13 protein-coding genes, 1 tRNA gene and 1 other RNA gene are annotated in these 15,230 nt (G+C 64.3%); 1 reads left to right on the top strand and 14 read right to left on the bottom strand.

Annotation, left to right across the window (positions count from 1 at the left end; all coding sequences use genetic code 11):
• Positions 1–3: 3 nt before the first annotated feature.
• Positions 4–1,068: a CobW family GTP-binding protein gene (locus R3P95_RS00940; protein ID WP_317547140.1), complete on the bottom strand. Its 1,065-nt coding sequence runs from the start codon at positions 1,066–1,068 to the stop codon at positions 4–6.
• Positions 1,069–1,079: 11 nt separating this feature from the next.
• Complete coding sequence (locus R3P95_RS00935; protein ID WP_317547139.1) at positions 1,080–2,147, bottom strand: N-acetylmuramoyl-L-alanine amidase; 1,068 nt, start codon at positions 2,145–2,147, stop codon at positions 1,080–1,082.
• A 528-nt stretch (positions 2,148–2,675) separates the two neighbouring features.
• Between R3P95_RS00935 and R3P95_RS00930 the strand changes: the two genes are divergently transcribed.
• Positions 2,676–3,020 carry a histone-like nucleoid-structuring protein Lsr2 gene (locus R3P95_RS00930; protein ID WP_037190211.1) on the top strand — a complete coding sequence of 115 codons (345 nt, stop codon included), beginning with the start codon at positions 2,676–2,678 and terminating at the stop codon, positions 3,018–3,020.
• Positions 3,021–3,172: 152 nt separating this feature from the next.
• Here the strand turns inward: R3P95_RS00930 and R3P95_RS00925 are convergent.
• The 12 genes from R3P95_RS00925 to R3P95_RS00870 all read right to left on the bottom strand — a co-directional run bounded on the left by R3P95_RS00925 (position 3,173) and on the right by R3P95_RS00870 (position 15,219).
• Positions 3,173–3,245: transfer RNA gene (locus R3P95_RS00925), tRNA-Ala, on the bottom strand.
• 126 nt (positions 3,246–3,371) lie between these two features.
• The gene (locus R3P95_RS00920; protein WP_179276653.1) at positions 3,372–4,118 is read right to left on the bottom strand and encodes a DsbA family protein; all 747 of its coding nucleotides are present in this window, start codon (positions 4,116–4,118) and stop codon (positions 3,372–3,374) included.
• A 25-nt stretch (positions 4,119–4,143) separates the two neighbouring features.
• Positions 4,144–5,301 (bottom strand): MFS transporter, encoded by a 1,158-nt coding sequence (locus tag R3P95_RS00915; protein WP_094642463.1) that lies wholly within the window; start codon positions 5,299–5,301, stop codon positions 4,144–4,146.
• A gap of 77 nt (positions 5,302–5,378) precedes the next feature.
• Complete coding sequence (pgm, locus tag R3P95_RS00910) at positions 5,379–7,019, bottom strand: phosphoglucomutase (alpha-D-glucose-1,6-bisphosphate-dependent) (protein ID WP_283347004.1); 1,641 nt, start codon at positions 7,017–7,019, stop codon at positions 5,379–5,381.
• 70 nt (positions 7,020–7,089) lie between these two features.
• Positions 7,090–7,821: a DUF1295 domain-containing protein gene (locus R3P95_RS00905; protein ID WP_394855375.1), complete on the bottom strand. Its 732-nt coding sequence runs from the start codon at positions 7,819–7,821 to the stop codon at positions 7,090–7,092.
• Positions 7,822–7,877: 56 nt separating this feature from the next.
• On the bottom strand, positions 7,878–9,203 hold the full coding sequence (locus R3P95_RS00900) for a cyclopropane-fatty-acyl-phospholipid synthase family protein (protein ID WP_317547137.1): 1,326 nt from the start codon (positions 9,201–9,203) through the stop codon (positions 7,878–7,880).
• Positions 9,200–10,513: a cyclopropane-fatty-acyl-phospholipid synthase family protein gene (locus tag R3P95_RS00895; protein WP_317547136.1), complete on the bottom strand. Its 1,314-nt coding sequence runs from the start codon at positions 10,511–10,513 to the stop codon at positions 9,200–9,202. Before R3P95_RS00895 ends, R3P95_RS00900 begins: the two co-directional genes overlap by 4 nt.
• The gene (locus R3P95_RS00890; protein WP_317547135.1) at positions 10,510–11,289 is read right to left on the bottom strand and encodes a DUF1365 domain-containing protein; all 780 of its coding nucleotides are present in this window, start codon (positions 11,287–11,289) and stop codon (positions 10,510–10,512) included. The genes R3P95_RS00895 and R3P95_RS00890 overlap by 4 nt, the downstream gene beginning before the upstream one ends.
• Complete coding sequence (locus R3P95_RS00885; protein WP_317547134.1) at positions 11,280–12,551, bottom strand: NAD(P)/FAD-dependent oxidoreductase; 1,272 nt, start codon at positions 12,549–12,551, stop codon at positions 11,280–11,282. Before R3P95_RS00885 ends, R3P95_RS00890 begins: the two co-directional genes overlap by 10 nt.
• Positions 12,548–13,204 carry an alpha/beta hydrolase gene (locus R3P95_RS00880; protein ID WP_317532336.1) on the bottom strand — a complete coding sequence of 219 codons (657 nt, stop codon included), beginning with the start codon at positions 13,202–13,204 and terminating at the stop codon, positions 12,548–12,550. Before R3P95_RS00880 ends, R3P95_RS00885 begins: the two co-directional genes overlap by 4 nt.
• Positions 13,205–13,322: 118 nt before the next feature.
• Positions 13,323–13,693, bottom strand: a transfer-messenger RNA (tmRNA) gene (ssrA, locus tag R3P95_RS00875).
• Between the two features lie 65 nt (positions 13,694–13,758).
• Entirely contained in the window at positions 13,759–15,219 is a 1,461-nt protein-coding gene (locus R3P95_RS00870) for an SDR family NAD(P)-dependent oxidoreductase (protein ID WP_317547133.1), read from the bottom strand.
• Between the last annotated feature and the right edge of the window lie 11 nt (positions 15,220–15,230).

The raw sequence follows: 15,230 nt of genomic DNA, 5'->3' as shown, positions 1-15,230 counted from the left end.
GAACTAGCCGGTCTCGAGGTAGCGATGGACCGGAAGCATCGCGGAGGCGTCGGCGACGTCGTCCGGTCCTCGCACACAGGCACGCAACCGCTGCTCGACGGCCGACGCATCGAGTTCGGTACCGATCAGCACCAGTGAGGTCTGCTCGGTCTCGCCTCGGGCCCAGGACGCAGCCTCGAATCGAATGTGTCGGCCCACCGTGTGCACGACGAACTTCTGCGGGTAGCCGGCGATGCCGAAATGCACGAATCCCTTGATGCGATAGAGGTTCCCGGAGGGATTCTCCAAGAACTCGATCAACCGACGCGGTTCGACGGGCTCCGCCGTGACGAATTCGGTGTGTGAGTACTGCGCGTGCAGGTGTCGGTCGTGGTCGTGGTCGTGGTCGTGCTCGTGGTCGTGGTCGTGATTCTCTCGGAGTAGTTCGTCGAACGACAGCTGCACCGCCATTGCCGAATTCACCGAGTGATCCTCGCGTCGGTCGAACAGCAGCAGCGGGTCGACGCGACCGAAGGCCACGGGTACGACGGGGACGTCTCCTACGACCGACTGCACCGTCGACACCACCGCGGAGCGTTCGGACTCGCTCACCGCGTCGGACTTGTTCAACACCACCAGGTCGGCCAATTGCAGGTGCTGGTCGATCTCGGGATGCCGCACGCGGGTCTGCGGGAATTCCACGGCGTCGACGACCCCGACGAGCCCGCCGTAGACGATGAATTCGTTCTCGCTGCCCCGGACCATTCTGATGAGATTGCGGGGTTCGGCCAAGCCGCTGGCCTCCACCACGATCACGTCGATGGCGGACCGACGGTGTGCGAGGGCGTCGAACATCGCGTCCATATCGCTGATGTCGACGGCGCAACAGATGCAACCGTTGCCGAGCGAGACCATCGAATCGACCTGGCCGGCCACGAGCATCGAGTCGATGTTGATCGCCCCGAAGTCGTTGACCACAACACCTATTCGGATACCGGAATCATTGCGCAACAGGTGGTTCAGCAGGGTGGTCTTGCCTGCGCCGAGAAAGCCCGCAACTATCACCACCGGAATTCGTCGACGCGCCACGGCGTCCGAGACTACCGGTCGGCGAGAATCTGCTTCAGCAGGCCTCGAGCGAACGTCGAAACACTGCTCACGCTGTCCGGGGTCGCGAGTGCTTCCAGGCCGTCGACGCCCAACGCATTCACGTACGGGGACACGCTCTTGAGCAACCTGGACAATGCGCTGCGCCCCGCGTCCGCGGGGCCTGCGCCGCTGGGTGCTGCCGGAGACGCGGCGGTGTCGGTGGTGGCAGTCGCGGCGGGGGCAGCCGCAGGGGTGGTCGCGGCGTCCGTTGGGGTCGAGGGGGTTTCGGCCCCGAGGAGGTAGTCGATGATCCCCGTCGAGATGGCGATCGCATGCTCGAGCTGACCGTCCGAGCTCTCCAGCAGAGCTGCGTCGTCGGGGTTGGATCCGTTGCCCATCTCCACGAACACGAGGGGCACCGTGGTCAGCGCAGGACCGGCGACATCGGATCGCTCCTGTATCCCGTTCTCGACCCCCGCGTAGTTCGCCGGCTCGAAGCCTGCGCGCACGTAGGAGTCTCGCATCAGCGTCGACGCCGAACGTCCCCCCTCTGACTGGGCAGCGTCGGCAGCGGCGCTCGGAATCGGCAGAGCGGGCACGATCAGATGGAACCCGTGCCTGTCGGTGTCGGTCGTCGTACTCGTGGAGTCCGCATGGATGCTCACGGCCACGTCGGCTCCGGACTCACTGGCTGCCCTCGCCCTGTCGTCGACGCAGCCACCCCAGCCGGTGTCGTCTGCTCGACTCGTCTTCACCGTCGCACCCAGACTTTCGAGGCTCGATCGGACGAGCTCGCTGACCTTCCAGTTGATCGTGTGCTCGGGCACGCCGTCCAGGGTGGTCATGCCGGTGGTCTGGCAGTCCTTGGTGCCGCCACGTCCGTCGTTCACCTGCCGCTGCAGATTCTCCGAGTGTGCGGTGCCCTGATGACCCGGATCGAGGAAGACCGTCTTCCCCGACAACTCCGTGCCTGCGGCGGGTGCCGTGCCGTCCGGTGCTGCCATGGCAGGTGCGGACACGAGCACCCCGGCACCGAGAATCCCGACGCACATCAGCGCCGTCACTACCGATCTGGTCATCGGTGCAGATTTCATAGCGTCTGGCGCAACGGTGGAACTCGCTGCGCAACTCCCCTCTCGACCCCTCGGACACCGCTGATCCGAGCGGGTCACCGCACCGCGGGGCACCACACGTCACAACAGACACTTGCGCCTCAAGTGAAGCAGATATTGCCGTCGACGCGTATCGGGTGATTTTTCGTTAGTGAAACGAGTGCGTTTCGTGACCGATTCGTTGCCGGAAACATCGAAGCGGAGTGCGCCGGCCGATCGCATTCGATCGAACTCGAACCGACTCGAGGATGGCACTACGTATTCAAACCGGACAGTTCGTCTTTCTCACGGATAACGATGAACAGGATCGCCGAGACAATGCTTCTCACAATCACCTCGTCGGTTTCCCGAGCTGTCGAGGTGATTGTGAGAATTCTGCGAATCGAGTAACAATTCCCCGACCCACATGGATAAACACATTGTTCAGCCGTATAGTCGCTTCAGTTCGATCTGGACATCCCCGCATCATCCCCTGCATCATTGGAGAGCTTCAGCATGGCCAGAAAAGTCTATGTGCAACTAGTCGACGACATCGACGAAAAACCGATCGAATCCGGTGGCGAACACATAACCTATTCGGTCAACGGAGTCAGCTACGAAATCGACCTGAGCGACAAGAACGCGAAGGAATTTCACCGCAAGCTCGACTATTACATCGAGCACTCCACCAAGGTCGGTGGAAAGCGAACGAAGAAGTCGAGCACCCCGGCAACCGGTGCCAAGCGCGACGCCAATCAGACCAAAGCCATCAGAGAATGGGCCAAGGCGAACGGCCACAACATCTCGGCGCGAGGCAGAATCCCCGCCGAGGTCGAGCAGGCATTCGACGCCGCTCACTGAGCCACCACAGCCGAATCGGGCTCCGGTCCGACACCCGAAAGCCGATTCGGCAGTCTCGACACCGAAACACAAAAAAAGCGTCGCCCGAGGGCGACGCTTTTTTCATTGACCATCTCGGTGGAGCTTCTTACTCGGTAAAGCATGCTTCTCGGTGGAGCTAAGGGGACTCGAACCCCTGACCCCCACACTGCCAGTGTGGTGCGCTACCAGCTGCGCCATAGCCCCGAGTTACTGCGTGCTCCCGCTCATGCGGTTGCTCGAACGAAGTTACACCATCGGCCGCAGCAGCAACAAATCACCTGGTGCGACCGGTACCGAATCCTCCACGACCGACCGCACCCACGCCCGAGATCAGTTGATCGACGCAAGCCATTCCGAATCACCGAGCGCGTCGACAACCTGACCGTCCACGAGGACCCCCGGCGTTCCCCGGGCACCCGACGCCGCCAGTGCGTCCCGTCCGGTGTTCGCATCCGCTACTGCTGCGTCGCGCTGCGCACCGCTGGTGATGCACTCCGTTGCCAGCTCGCTCGCTCCTGCAGATCCGGCGAGTTCGGCGAGTTCGGCATCGGTTCGGTCGGAGTCACCGCCTTCTTCGGGGCGAAATTCCGGGTCGAACAACCCGGCGTGAAATGCGGAGTAGACCCGCGCGTTCTCGGTCGCTGCCACGCAGTGCGACGCCGCGACGGCACGCGTCGAATAGTCACCGGACGCCGACTGTGGATCCAGGAAATTGACCAGGTGGTAATTCACCGAGACGACACCGTCGTCGATTTTCTGAGCCAACTCCTGGCCGTGTTTCACCTCGAGGTCGCCGCAGAACGGGCACATCGGATCCTCGAAGACATCGATGACCCGCTGCGCTTCCGGACGCGACAGCTGCACCACACCGTCACCCGGCAACGACAATTCGACCGCCGGATTCTTGACCGTTCCGTAGCCGTCGTTGCGGGGAGCGTCGCTTCCGCTCTGCCACATGATCGCCACCACGATGACGATCACCACTACGACGAATGCGATGCCGCCCAATACGTACGTCATCGTGTTGGAGGTTGCCTCGGGTGTGTGTTTCGTACTCGATATCTTCTTCTGGCTCACACAGCGAATACTACGGTTGCGTGCGTCAGGTGCGCTCGCGCCCGAGCGTGTCCGGAACTCGCGACCACCAGAGTCCGGCCAGGAGAAGCAGCGCTCCTGTCACCGCGAAAGCCGGACCGAACGAGACCTGCTCGACGATCATCCCGGCCACGATCGGGCCGATGACCGCACCGACATCGGAGGCCATCTGGAATGCAGCCAGCACGGGCCCTCCGCGCGCCTTCGATCCGATCACGTCGGCAACCGAGGCCTGCTGGGCGGGGCTCATCAGTCCCGATCCGATTCCGGCGATCAACGACACCACGAGAAACAGCACGGGATCGTGCACGTACCCCATCACGACGGTTCCCAGGCCGCACACCGCCAACCCACCCACCATGAAGGGCTTGCGACCGCGCACATCGGACAGGCGACCGGCAGTGGTGAGCACCAGCGCATTTCCCACTGCGAACACGGTCAGCGCGATACCGACGAACACCTCGGATCGCTGCATCGCCTCGACGACGAACAACGGCACCAAGGCCACCCGAACACCGAACACTGCCCACCCGTTGGCGAAATTCGACGCCAGCGCGGCTTGATACGACGGAATCCGCAGGGCGGCGAGCAACGACATCGTGGGCGGTGCCGAGCCCTTCTCCGGCTTGACGAGGTCGGAATTGCCCAGGGTGAAATACACGACGGCCGCGGCGATCACGAGAGCCACGGCGTAGATGACGAACGGCACCCGCAGACCGAATCCGACGAGCGCGCCGCCGACGAGTGGACCGCCGATGGTTCCCAACAGGAAGGCGGTCGCATACAGGCCGGAGATACGGCCACGACTGGTCGGAGGACTGATCCTGATCAGCAGTCCCAATGCCGACACCGAGAACATTGTCGAGCCGATGCCGCCGAGTCCACGAAAGAGCAGCAGCTGCCAGTACGTCTGGGCCAGAGCGCACGCACCGGTGGACACCGCAACGATCAGCAGTCCGATCAAATACACGGGTCGCTCGCCGAGCCGCTGCACCAGAGCGCCACTGGCGGGTGCGAACAGCAACCGCATGAGGGCGAATGCACTGATGACCGCCGACGCCGCGGTGTAGCCGACGCCGAATTCCCGGGCGAACTGTGGCAGAGCGGGCGCGACGATGCCGAATCCGAGCGCGATGACGAACGCCGCAGATACCAGAACCCAGATCTCCGGCGGGAGCTTGCCTCCGGGTTGGAACGCCGGCTCGGGCGTCGAACTGTCGTGATCGGGTGGAGGTGAGTCGGTCACGAGCTCTCGAGTGCGGACGACACCAGTTCACGTGCTGCGGCTTGAACCCGGGCGAGATGCTCCTCGCCCTGGAACGACTCCGCGTAGATCTTGTACACGTCCTCGGTTCCGGACGGGCGCGCAGCGAACCAAGCGCTCTCCGTCGTCACCTTCAGTCCACCGAGGGCAGCCCCGTTGCCCGGCGCCTCGGTCAGCGTTGCCGTGATCGGTTCCCCGGCAAGCTCGGTGGCGGTGATCTGGCTCGGTGAGAGCTTGGCGAGAACGGCCTTCTGCTCGCGGGTGGCCGGCGCGTCGACGCGGGCATACGTCGGATTACCGAACTTCGCGGTGAACTCGCCGTAGCGCTGCGATGGCGTGGACCCGGTGACGGCGGTGATCTCGGACGCCAGCAGCGCGAGGATGATGCCGTCCTTGTCGGTGGTCCAGACTCGGCCGTTGTGGCGGAGGAACGACGCGCCTGCGCTCTCCTCGCCGCCGAAACCGAGCTCACCTGCGAGCAGACCCGGAACGAACCACTTGAACCCGACCGGCACCTCGAGGAGTCGACGACCGAGACCTCCGACGACCCGGTCGATCATCGACGAGCTCACCAACGTCTTGCCCACTGCCGCCGTGGGTGACCAATCGGGTCGGTGCGTGAACAAGTAGTCGATGGCGACGGCGAGGAAGTGATTGGGATTCATCAGGCCACCGTCGGGAGTGACGATGCCGTGCCGATCGGAGTCGGCGTCGTTTCCCGTCGAGATGTCGAAGCGATCGCGGGCAGCGATGAGCGACGCCATCGCGTTCGGCGACGAGCAGTCCATCCTGATCTTGCCGTCGGTGTCCAGAGTCATGAAGCGGAATGTGCCGTCCACCAACGGGTTCACCACGGTCAGGTCCAGATTGTGCCGCTCGGCGATGGCATCCCAGTAATCGACACTCGCACCACCCAACGGATCTGCTCCGATGCGCACCCCGGCCGCGCGAACGGCGTCGAGATCGAGCACGTTCGGCAGGTCGTCCACATAGTTGCCGAGGAAGTCGTAGCGCGAGACGCTCCCCGCGAACGCCTGTGCGAGGGTCACCCGCTTGATGCCCGAAATGCCATCGCGCAGAAGCTCGTTCGCTCGAGCGGCGATGACCGATGTGGCATCACTGTCGGCCGGACCGCCGTGCGGAGGGTTGTACTTGAAGCCGCCGTCCCGGGGCGGATTGTGCGACGGAGTCACCACGATGCCGTCGGCTTGCGCCGACGGGCCGGACTCGTTGTACCGAAGGATGGCGTGACTGACGGCGGGGGTCGGTGTGTACCGATCCCCCGAATCGACCAGGACGTCGACGTCGTTGGCTGCCAACACTTCCAGAGCCGTCGTCCAGGCGGGCTCGGACAACGCGTGGGTGTCCCGGCCGATGAACAACGGCCCGGTGATGCCTTGTGCCGCGCGGTACTCCACGATCGCCTGCGTCGTCGCGACGATGTGTGCCTCGTTGAACGCCGAATCCAGACTGGACCCTCGATGTCCTGAGGTGCCGAACACCACCTGCTGACTGGGTTCCGACACGTCGGGAACCCGCGAGTAGTACGCCGTCACGAGCTGCGAAAGATCGACCAGATCCTCCGGCAGTGCAGTGGTTCCAGCTCTCTCGTGCGCCACGATGCGCCTCCTCGTTGATCGACGAACCGAAATCCTCGACCAACCCTAGCGCCGCTGCCCCACCCGCGAGCTACTTGCCGGCTCGTTTCGGCGGCCGCGGGAGGAAATAGCTGGTCCGCTGCTGGTATTCGCGATACCCCGGACGCTTTTCCATGCTGCGCTCGAGCAACCGCGCACCGGTGGCGAACACCAGGAAGTACGTCATCGCGATGGGCGACAGCAACGTGAACACTCCGGGCCACGCCGACGCCGAGACGAGGAACAGTCCCCACCAGACCGCCGAATCGCCGAAGTAGTTGGGGTGCCGCGTCCAGGACCACAGACCACGATCCATGATCTTGCCCTTGTTCGACGCATCGGCCTTGAAGGCCGCCAACTGCGCATCGCCCACTGCCTCGAACGTCCATCCGAGAATCCACACCAGTACGCCGAGTGCGACCACCGGCAGAACGGATCCGTGAGAGACAGCGGATACCTGCAGCGGCAGGGACACGAACCACAGTGCAACCGCCTGCGTCAGGTAGATCTTCCGCAGCGCATACAGGGTTTCGTTACCGGTGGCCTTGGCGAGCAGTTCGGTGTAGCGCGGATCCTCACCGTGCCCGCGCGAACGTCGAAAGACGTGCAGCGCAAGACGAAGTCCCCACACAGCGACGAGGACGAGCAGAAGTATTCGACGCCACAATTCGCCTGTTCCGGTCGCAGCCGAGATCAGCGCGATCAGAACGAACCCGCCGCCCCACGTCACGTCCACGACGTTGTGGCGTCCGATGCGCGCGCCGATGAGGGCGGTGACGATCATCAGAAGGGCGGTGCCGCCGAGGCTCGCCAGCGATACGGTGAGGAAATCTGACCAGTTCACCGTGGGCACACCCACACCGGCCGCACCGGTTCCATCTCGGACGATCCGTTCTCGGACCGAACCGCCAGAATCTGGTCGACGCCCATCCGGTTGTCCCGGAACGCCATTCCGCCGCCGATCAGGTACAGCCGCCACACGCGAGCGACCTCTTCCCCGACCATCGCCACCACATCGTCGAAGCGCGCCTCGAAACGCTCCGTCCAGACGTCGACGGTCCGCACGTAGTGCTCCCGAAGGGCGTGGACGTCGCGAACCTCGAGTCCTGCCTCCTCGATCATTGCGACGGTCCGCCCGACCGGGCGCATGTACATGTCCGGCGCTATGAACGATTCGATGAATGCTCCGCCGCCGGGGTTGTCCCCTTCTCTTCGCGACATCTGCTGAATCAGCACGCGTCCACCCGGCTTGACGTTGGAGTGCAGTGCGGCGGTGTAGGTGGGGTAATTGGCCTCCCCCACATGCTCACCCATCTCGATCGACGCCACCGCGTCGAAGGGCCCGTCCGGAATCTCTCGATAGTCCTGAATTCGAATCTCGACGTTGTCCTGCAGTCCTCGGTCGGCGATTCGCTTGTCGATGAAGGCTTTCTGTTCGCGCGAGATGGTCACTCCGACGACCTGCGCTCCGTACTCCTGAGCGGCGTGCAGGCTCAGGGACCCCCAGCCGCAGCCGACGTCGAGAAAGCGTTGCCCTGCACGCTTGTCGAGGCCGATCTTTCGACAGACGAGGTCGAGTTTGTCGCGCTGGGCATCGTCGAGGGTGTACTCCGGCGAATCCGAGGTCCAGTACGCCGACGAGTACGCCATGTGCGAATCGAGGACCAATTCGTAGAAGTCGTTCGACAGGTCGTAATGGTGGCTGATCGCAGCGCGGTCACGGAGCACCGAGTGCAACCGCCCCTTCACAGACGCCTGCGACACGGGCGGAGGTAGTGGGCGGCCGAACACTCCGAGATCCTTGGCCAGTTTCGCCAACCGCACCAGCGACGCCGGCCCCGGTCGTATCGCCGAGAGTCGGCGCGCACGCACCACTCCCCAGACGTGATCCAGGGCCGCGGCGAGATCGCCGTCGACGTCCAGCTCCCCGGTGACGTATGCCTGCGCAGCGCCGAGTTCGCCCGGGCTCCACAGCAATCGACGAAGGGCACTCGGGCTCCGCAACAGCACTCGCGGTGCCGACGCATCTCCTGCAATGGATCCGTCCCACGCCTGCAGCCGAACGGGAAGCGGACCACCCACCAGGGGTTCGATCAATTCGGCAATCCGATGTGCAACACCGACACTGCGATCGGTCCGGTCCACGGAAAGTGTCGAGGTGGTCATCGGTTGTCCCTTCGGTCGAGCAAGATCTGCTGAACATCGAGGTACCCGGATCGAAATCCGGCCTCCGAGTAGCACAGGTAGAAGTGCCACATTCGTGCGAACACCTCGTCGAAACCGAGCTCCTCGGCCTCGCTGCGGTATTCACGGAAACGCTTGTCCCACTGAGCGAGGGTGCGCGCGTAGTGATCGCCCATCGACAGACGTTCGCGAACCCTGAGCGATGTGCGCTGCTCGGTCACCTCCTCGATGGCCCGCACTGACGGCAGAAACCCGCCGGGAAATATGTACTTGTGTACCCAGGTGTACGTGTTTCGGGTGGCCAGCATTCGGTCGTGCGGCATCGTGATGGCCTGAAGGGCAACCCGCCCACCCGGCGCGAGCAGCGCGTCGATCGTCTCGAAGTACGTCGCCCAGTACTGATGCCCGACGGCCTCGATCATCTCGACCGACACGATCGCGTCGTACTCGCCGTCGACGAGCCGGTAGTCCAGTAGGTCGATCTGGACCCGATCGCCGTATCCTGCTGCGGCACATCGTTTCTGTGCCAATTCCTGTTGCTCGACCGACAAGGTCACCGAGCGAACGTTTGCCCCTCGCGCAGCCGCGCGGATGGCCAGTTCGCCCCACCCGGTGCCGATCTCGAGCACCCTGGTTCCCTCGCCGACGCCCGCCCGGTCCAGTAGCCGGTCGATCTTGCGGCGCTGCGCATCGGCGAGCTCTTCGCTGTCGTCGTCGCTTCCCGATGCGGCGAACAACGCACTCGAGTAGGTCATCGTCTCGTCGAGGAAGAGCTCGAAGAGCTCGTTCGACAGGTCGTAGTGGCGCGAGATGTTCGATCGCGTGTTCGTGGTCGTATTACGCTCGCTCCGTGGAGGTTTGGGGACATAGATCCCTCGCAGGCGCTGCAGGGACTTCGGAATCAGGGACGCCATGCGCCGCGCGAAGACCTCGAGCACGGCAGTGAGGTCCTCGGCATCCCAGTCTCCGGCCATGTATGCCTCACCGAATCCGATGAGACCGCTGTCGCCGACCCGTGCGGCGAAGTCGTGTGGTCGGTAGACGGTCATCAACGGTGCATCGGCCGAGCCGGCCCCGATCACCTCACCGTCGGGCATCGCGACCCGGACCTGCAATCGCGCGACCGCGCGGCGAAAGAGGAAGTCGGCGACGGGTGCGGCAGCCGCAACCTTGACGCCACCGGGGACATGGGCGATCTGAGGCCAGACCCGCGGATCCACCGATGGACGCGGACCGACAGCGGAAGCACGGTACGGGTTCGACACAGAATCGGCCTTCGACACAGTTGTCATCTGCGGGCCCCTTCCTTCTGGAATTCTCGTGCCCCGGGAGGGGCAGGTTTCTGCACGATCTTCAGCCCCCGAGCCCAGAGCCGAATGCCCTGCCAGCGGATCTGTATCACCACTCGCAGCGGCGCACAGGGGATCTCGAGTGCGGTGCGAAGAATCGACCGCGTCGTCACCTCTCGCCGACGGCCGTCCACGCTCGCCACGAACGGCGACTGACCGGGCCGCTCGAGGACGATCGACAGCCGGAGTGCCGCGTCCGGCTCGGGTAGCAGCATGGAGTATTCGCCGTCGACGTCGTTGAACGGCGAGACGTAGAACTCCTTGGAGGTGCGGGCCGCGCCGCGATGATCGGTGTGCAGCAGATACCGGTATCGCTCGCCGTAGGTGTTGTGGACCTCCGCCACCACGCAGCGGAGGTCTCCGTCGCGATCGTGACACCAGTACACACTCAGTGGGTTGAACGTGTGCCCGAACACCCGCGCGCTGGCCAACATCGTGATCCGTCCGCCGCCCAGGTCGATACCGTTCTCCGCCAGGAACCCGTCCACGTTCTCCCGAATGGTGGCGTCGGGGTCACCGAGATGGTCACGGGCGTCGAACGAGGCCAGCGGTCGCAGCATCCGGGGCAGTTCGGGGAGTGCGTCGAGGTCGACGAACCAGCTGTAGCTCTTGTACGAGAACGTGTTTCGGATCGGCGCGCGTCGAACGTGGTCGATTCGAGTGCGATACAACGCCGCCCCGTGTGCGCGGGTGCTCGGCAGAACGGATGTCAGAGCCACGTGGCCCCCACCCGTTGTGCGGCGCGCGCTCCCGACAACGCACCGTCCTCGTGAAATCCCCAGCCGTGGTACGCACCGGCGAAGGCCACTGTGTCGGTATCCAATTCAGGGAGTCGACGCTGCGCTGCAACCGATTCGGGGGTGTACTGCGGGTGTTCGTAGGTCATCTCGTCGAGTACCGCATTCGGGTCGATGCGATCCGCTCCGCCGAGGGTGACCAGCATCCTGCGATCGGTGTCGCCCAGACGCTGCAACCTGGTCAGGTCGTAGCTGACGAGCACCCGGTCGGGTTTGGCGGCGCAGGACGGCAGGTGGTAGTTCCACGACGCCCGAGCCCTCGTGCTCTTCGGCAACACCGACGAGTCGGTGTGCAGTTGCGTGTGATTGGTCGAGTACGGCAGCGCGCCCAGGATGCTGTGCTCGAGCGCCGTCGGTTCTGCGAGCATCTTCAGCGCGGCACCGGGATGCGCGGCGATCACGGCCGCGTCGAACGTGCGCAGGCGGTCGTGGCCGTCGCGGATCTGCACGGAGTCCTCGGACCTGTACACCGCGCGCACCGGGGTATCGAGCATCACCTCGTCGATGTGCTTCGCAACTCGGCGAACGTATTCGATGGACCCGCCGGTGACGGTGCGCCAGGTGGGAGATCCTGTGACGGTGAGCATTCCGTGGTGGCGGAGAAACGTGAACAGGTAGCGAGCCGGGTAGGCGAGAGCAGTGTCCGGATCGCACGACCACACCGCGGACACCAACGGCGTCATGAAGTGGGATTCGAAGTACGCGGAGAACGAATGATCTGCGAGGAACTGCGCGAGGGTCGTCTCGGACTCCACCGGTTCGGCACTGTCCAGCAGTTCGTTGGCCAGGCGATGAAAACGCTTGACATCGAGCAACATCGAGACGAATCGTGGCTTGAACACCGCGATGCGCTGCGCGAGGATCCCGCGCATGCCCTGGCCGCCCGAGTATTCGAGTCCGCACCCGTCGCAGCGCACGGACATGCTCATGTCCGAATCCTGCGTCGGGACGTTCAGTTCGTCGAACAGGCGCAGCAGAGTCGGATAGGTCCGGTCGTTGTGCACGATGAACCCGGTGTCGACGCCTACCGGACCGTCCGGGCCGTCCACGTAATGGGTGTCCGCATGGCCCCCGAGCCTAGAGTCCGCCTCGTACAACGTCACCGACGAGTTCTTCGACAGCGCGTATGCGGCCGTCAGGCCGGCGATACCGCTCCCGACCACCGCGATACGACGGCGCGTCACGACGGTGTTCCCATGCAGTCGGCCCGCGCATCGGCGATGCCGAGAACGAAGTCACGCGTCGCCCGCGACCAGACCCGCGGATTGCGCAGCATGAAGTGCCCACCCGGAACGGAGAGGTAGCGGGCGTCCGCCCCTCGGGATGCTGCTCGCTCGGTCGCCCGACGCGAGGTTCGCGGATCGGTCCACTTGTCGGCCGTCCCGTGTACGACGAGCAACGCATGCTGCGCGCCGAATCCGTCGGCCTCCGTACCCTCCGGCCACCACGGAGCCAACGCGACGACACCCACGATAAAAGGGTCGTCGATCAGAGCAGCAGCAGTGCGGCCACCCATCGAATGGCCGACGACCACCACGTGAACGTCGGGATACTCGGCGTGAATGCGATCGAGCGCCCACCGCGCATCCTCGACCGGAGACCGCTGGGGGGCGTTCCAACCACGAAACCGATACTGCAGCTGTTGGACCGAAATGCCGCGTGCTCGGCCCGCGCGACGAAGCATCCACGTGAACGGCCACATGCGCAGACCGGCCAGGTGCCAGGGCCTACTGCGCGCCCGGCTCACGTCCTTGCCGCCGCCGAGGACCAACACGACCAGTGCAGGCTCGGAGACTCTTTTCCCGGTCCGCAGAAGTGGAGTCGGCTCGTTGCTCATGACCACTATTCGGCACTGCGGCCGCTTCGGGTGGGATGGGTCGAGTCGAGTCGATTGTGACCTGGCCGACAGAGAAAGAAGACCGGGCCGAGAGTGTGTCTCTCGGCCCGGTCTTCTGCGGTGGAGCTGCCGGGAATCGAACCCGGGTCCTCTGCTGCATTGCCAGGGCTTCTCCGTGTGCAGTCCGCTATGCCTCTACTTGGATCTCCCGATCTCGCGAACAAGTCAGGATGACGATCCCAGCCACTGTTTGATGTTCCTCATCATCCCGCGGCCGGATGAATCGGTGAGCCCTCTAGCTGATGCCAGTACCCGGACCGAGGGCAAGCCCGGACTGACAGACACGCAGTCGCTACTTAGGCAGCGAGTGCGTAGTCGCGCTGATTGGAATCGGCGCTTATAAGGTTGCGATGACGCTTACGGTGGTCTCTCGCCTGCACCGACACGCTTCCCCTGACTCAACATACAAAGTCGAAACCGTTCAGCCCCGTATGTTCCCGAACACCGTGTCCGGGCTGTTCAGTGTAACGCCTCTCCCGAGCACATTCATTCCATTAACGGCCGACCCGGCGATCCGTCGTGTTCGACGCGGCATCTTCGTCCACTCGCTGCACGACAGTGCGCAACATTCGACGGGTCATGACCAGGCGTGCCGGCAGCGAGGCGTACCAGACAGCCCGACCGGCAAGACCGCGAGGAAAGAACACCAGCCGCTGCTCGATGGTCGGCTGCTTTGCAGTTCCTCCCACCGTCAGGTCGAGCCAGGCCTCCCCGGGAAGTCGAGTCGAGGACTTGAGCCGAGTGGTGTGTTCGGTGCCCGACGCGGACGCGTCTGGTCCGGTGACGTCGCGACGCCAACCGGTGAGAACGTCGGCGTCGGCCAATCGTTCGAGAGCGGGCCTGATCGCGGTCGACGGTGCCGCGCTTCGGGCGACCCTGGTGTCGGTGTAGACGACCTCCCCTGCCCATGTCGGATCCGAGGGCAACGGATCCGACGGTGCCGCGGTACCGGTGGCGTCGGTCCACCGCGTCTCGACCTCACCGTCGTCGATCTTGCGCAGTGCCAATCGCACGGAGTCGCGGTAGCCGGTCAGGCCGCCGTCCGGACGCGGTACGACGGCGTCGATGTCCATCTCGTGGCCTACGGCGTCGTACTGCAGAGATTCGATGAGCGGCATCGCCAGGCCGCGCGGAATGGGAGTGACCAAACCGATCCAGTGGCCGGCCAGTCGAGGAGTCAGCACCGGGAGAACGATGATTCGACGCTGCCGCAGGCCCGCGACGTCGGCGTAGATGTTCATCATCTCGCCGTACTGCATGACGTCGGGACCACCGATGTCGAACGTCCTGGATTCGGTGATCGGCGCACTCGCGGCCCCGATCAGGTAGTGCAACACGTCGCGAACGGCGATCGGTTGGATGCGGTTGTGTACCCACCGCGGTGTGGTCATCACCGGTAGCCGATTGGTGAGGTGCCGGATCATCTCGAACGACGCCGAACCGGATCCGATCACGACGCCTGCCTGCAGCACGATCGTCGGCACACCCGAGTCGATCAGTATGCGTCCCACCTCGGCTCTCGACTTCAGGTGTGGTGAGAGCTCACCGGTCGGCGGATGCAGCCCGCCGAGGTAGACGATGCGCCCCACGCCGCATTCCGCCGCTACGGCTGCGACGTTCTCGGCGCTGTCGCGTTCGGTGTCGGCGAAATCCGAGTGACCTGCGGTGCCCATCGAGTGCACCAGGTAGTACACGATGTCGACTCCGCTGAGCGCTGCCTTCAACGATTCCCGATCGCTCAGATCGCCCTGAGCGATCTCGACATCGGCCGCCCACGGCACGGAGTCGAGCTTGGCGGGGGTGCGTGCCAGCACGCGGACCGTGTACCCCTCTTCGAGTAGTCGCGGAGCCAGTCGTCCACCCAGGTATCCCGTGGCACCGGTCACCAGAACGCGGGGAGGCCGGGCGTCGTCCTGAACTGCGGGATCGTGGGAGGGCGAATCGTAACCTGTCATAAGCGGAGTCA

Source organism: Rhodococcus cercidiphylli (assembly GCF_033042225.1).
Lineage (GTDB): Bacteria > Actinomycetota > Actinomycetes > Mycobacteriales > Mycobacteriaceae > Rhodococcoides.
The sequence above is the reverse complement of the archived record's forward strand: the minus strand, read 5'-3'. Positions and strand labels throughout refer to the sequence as shown.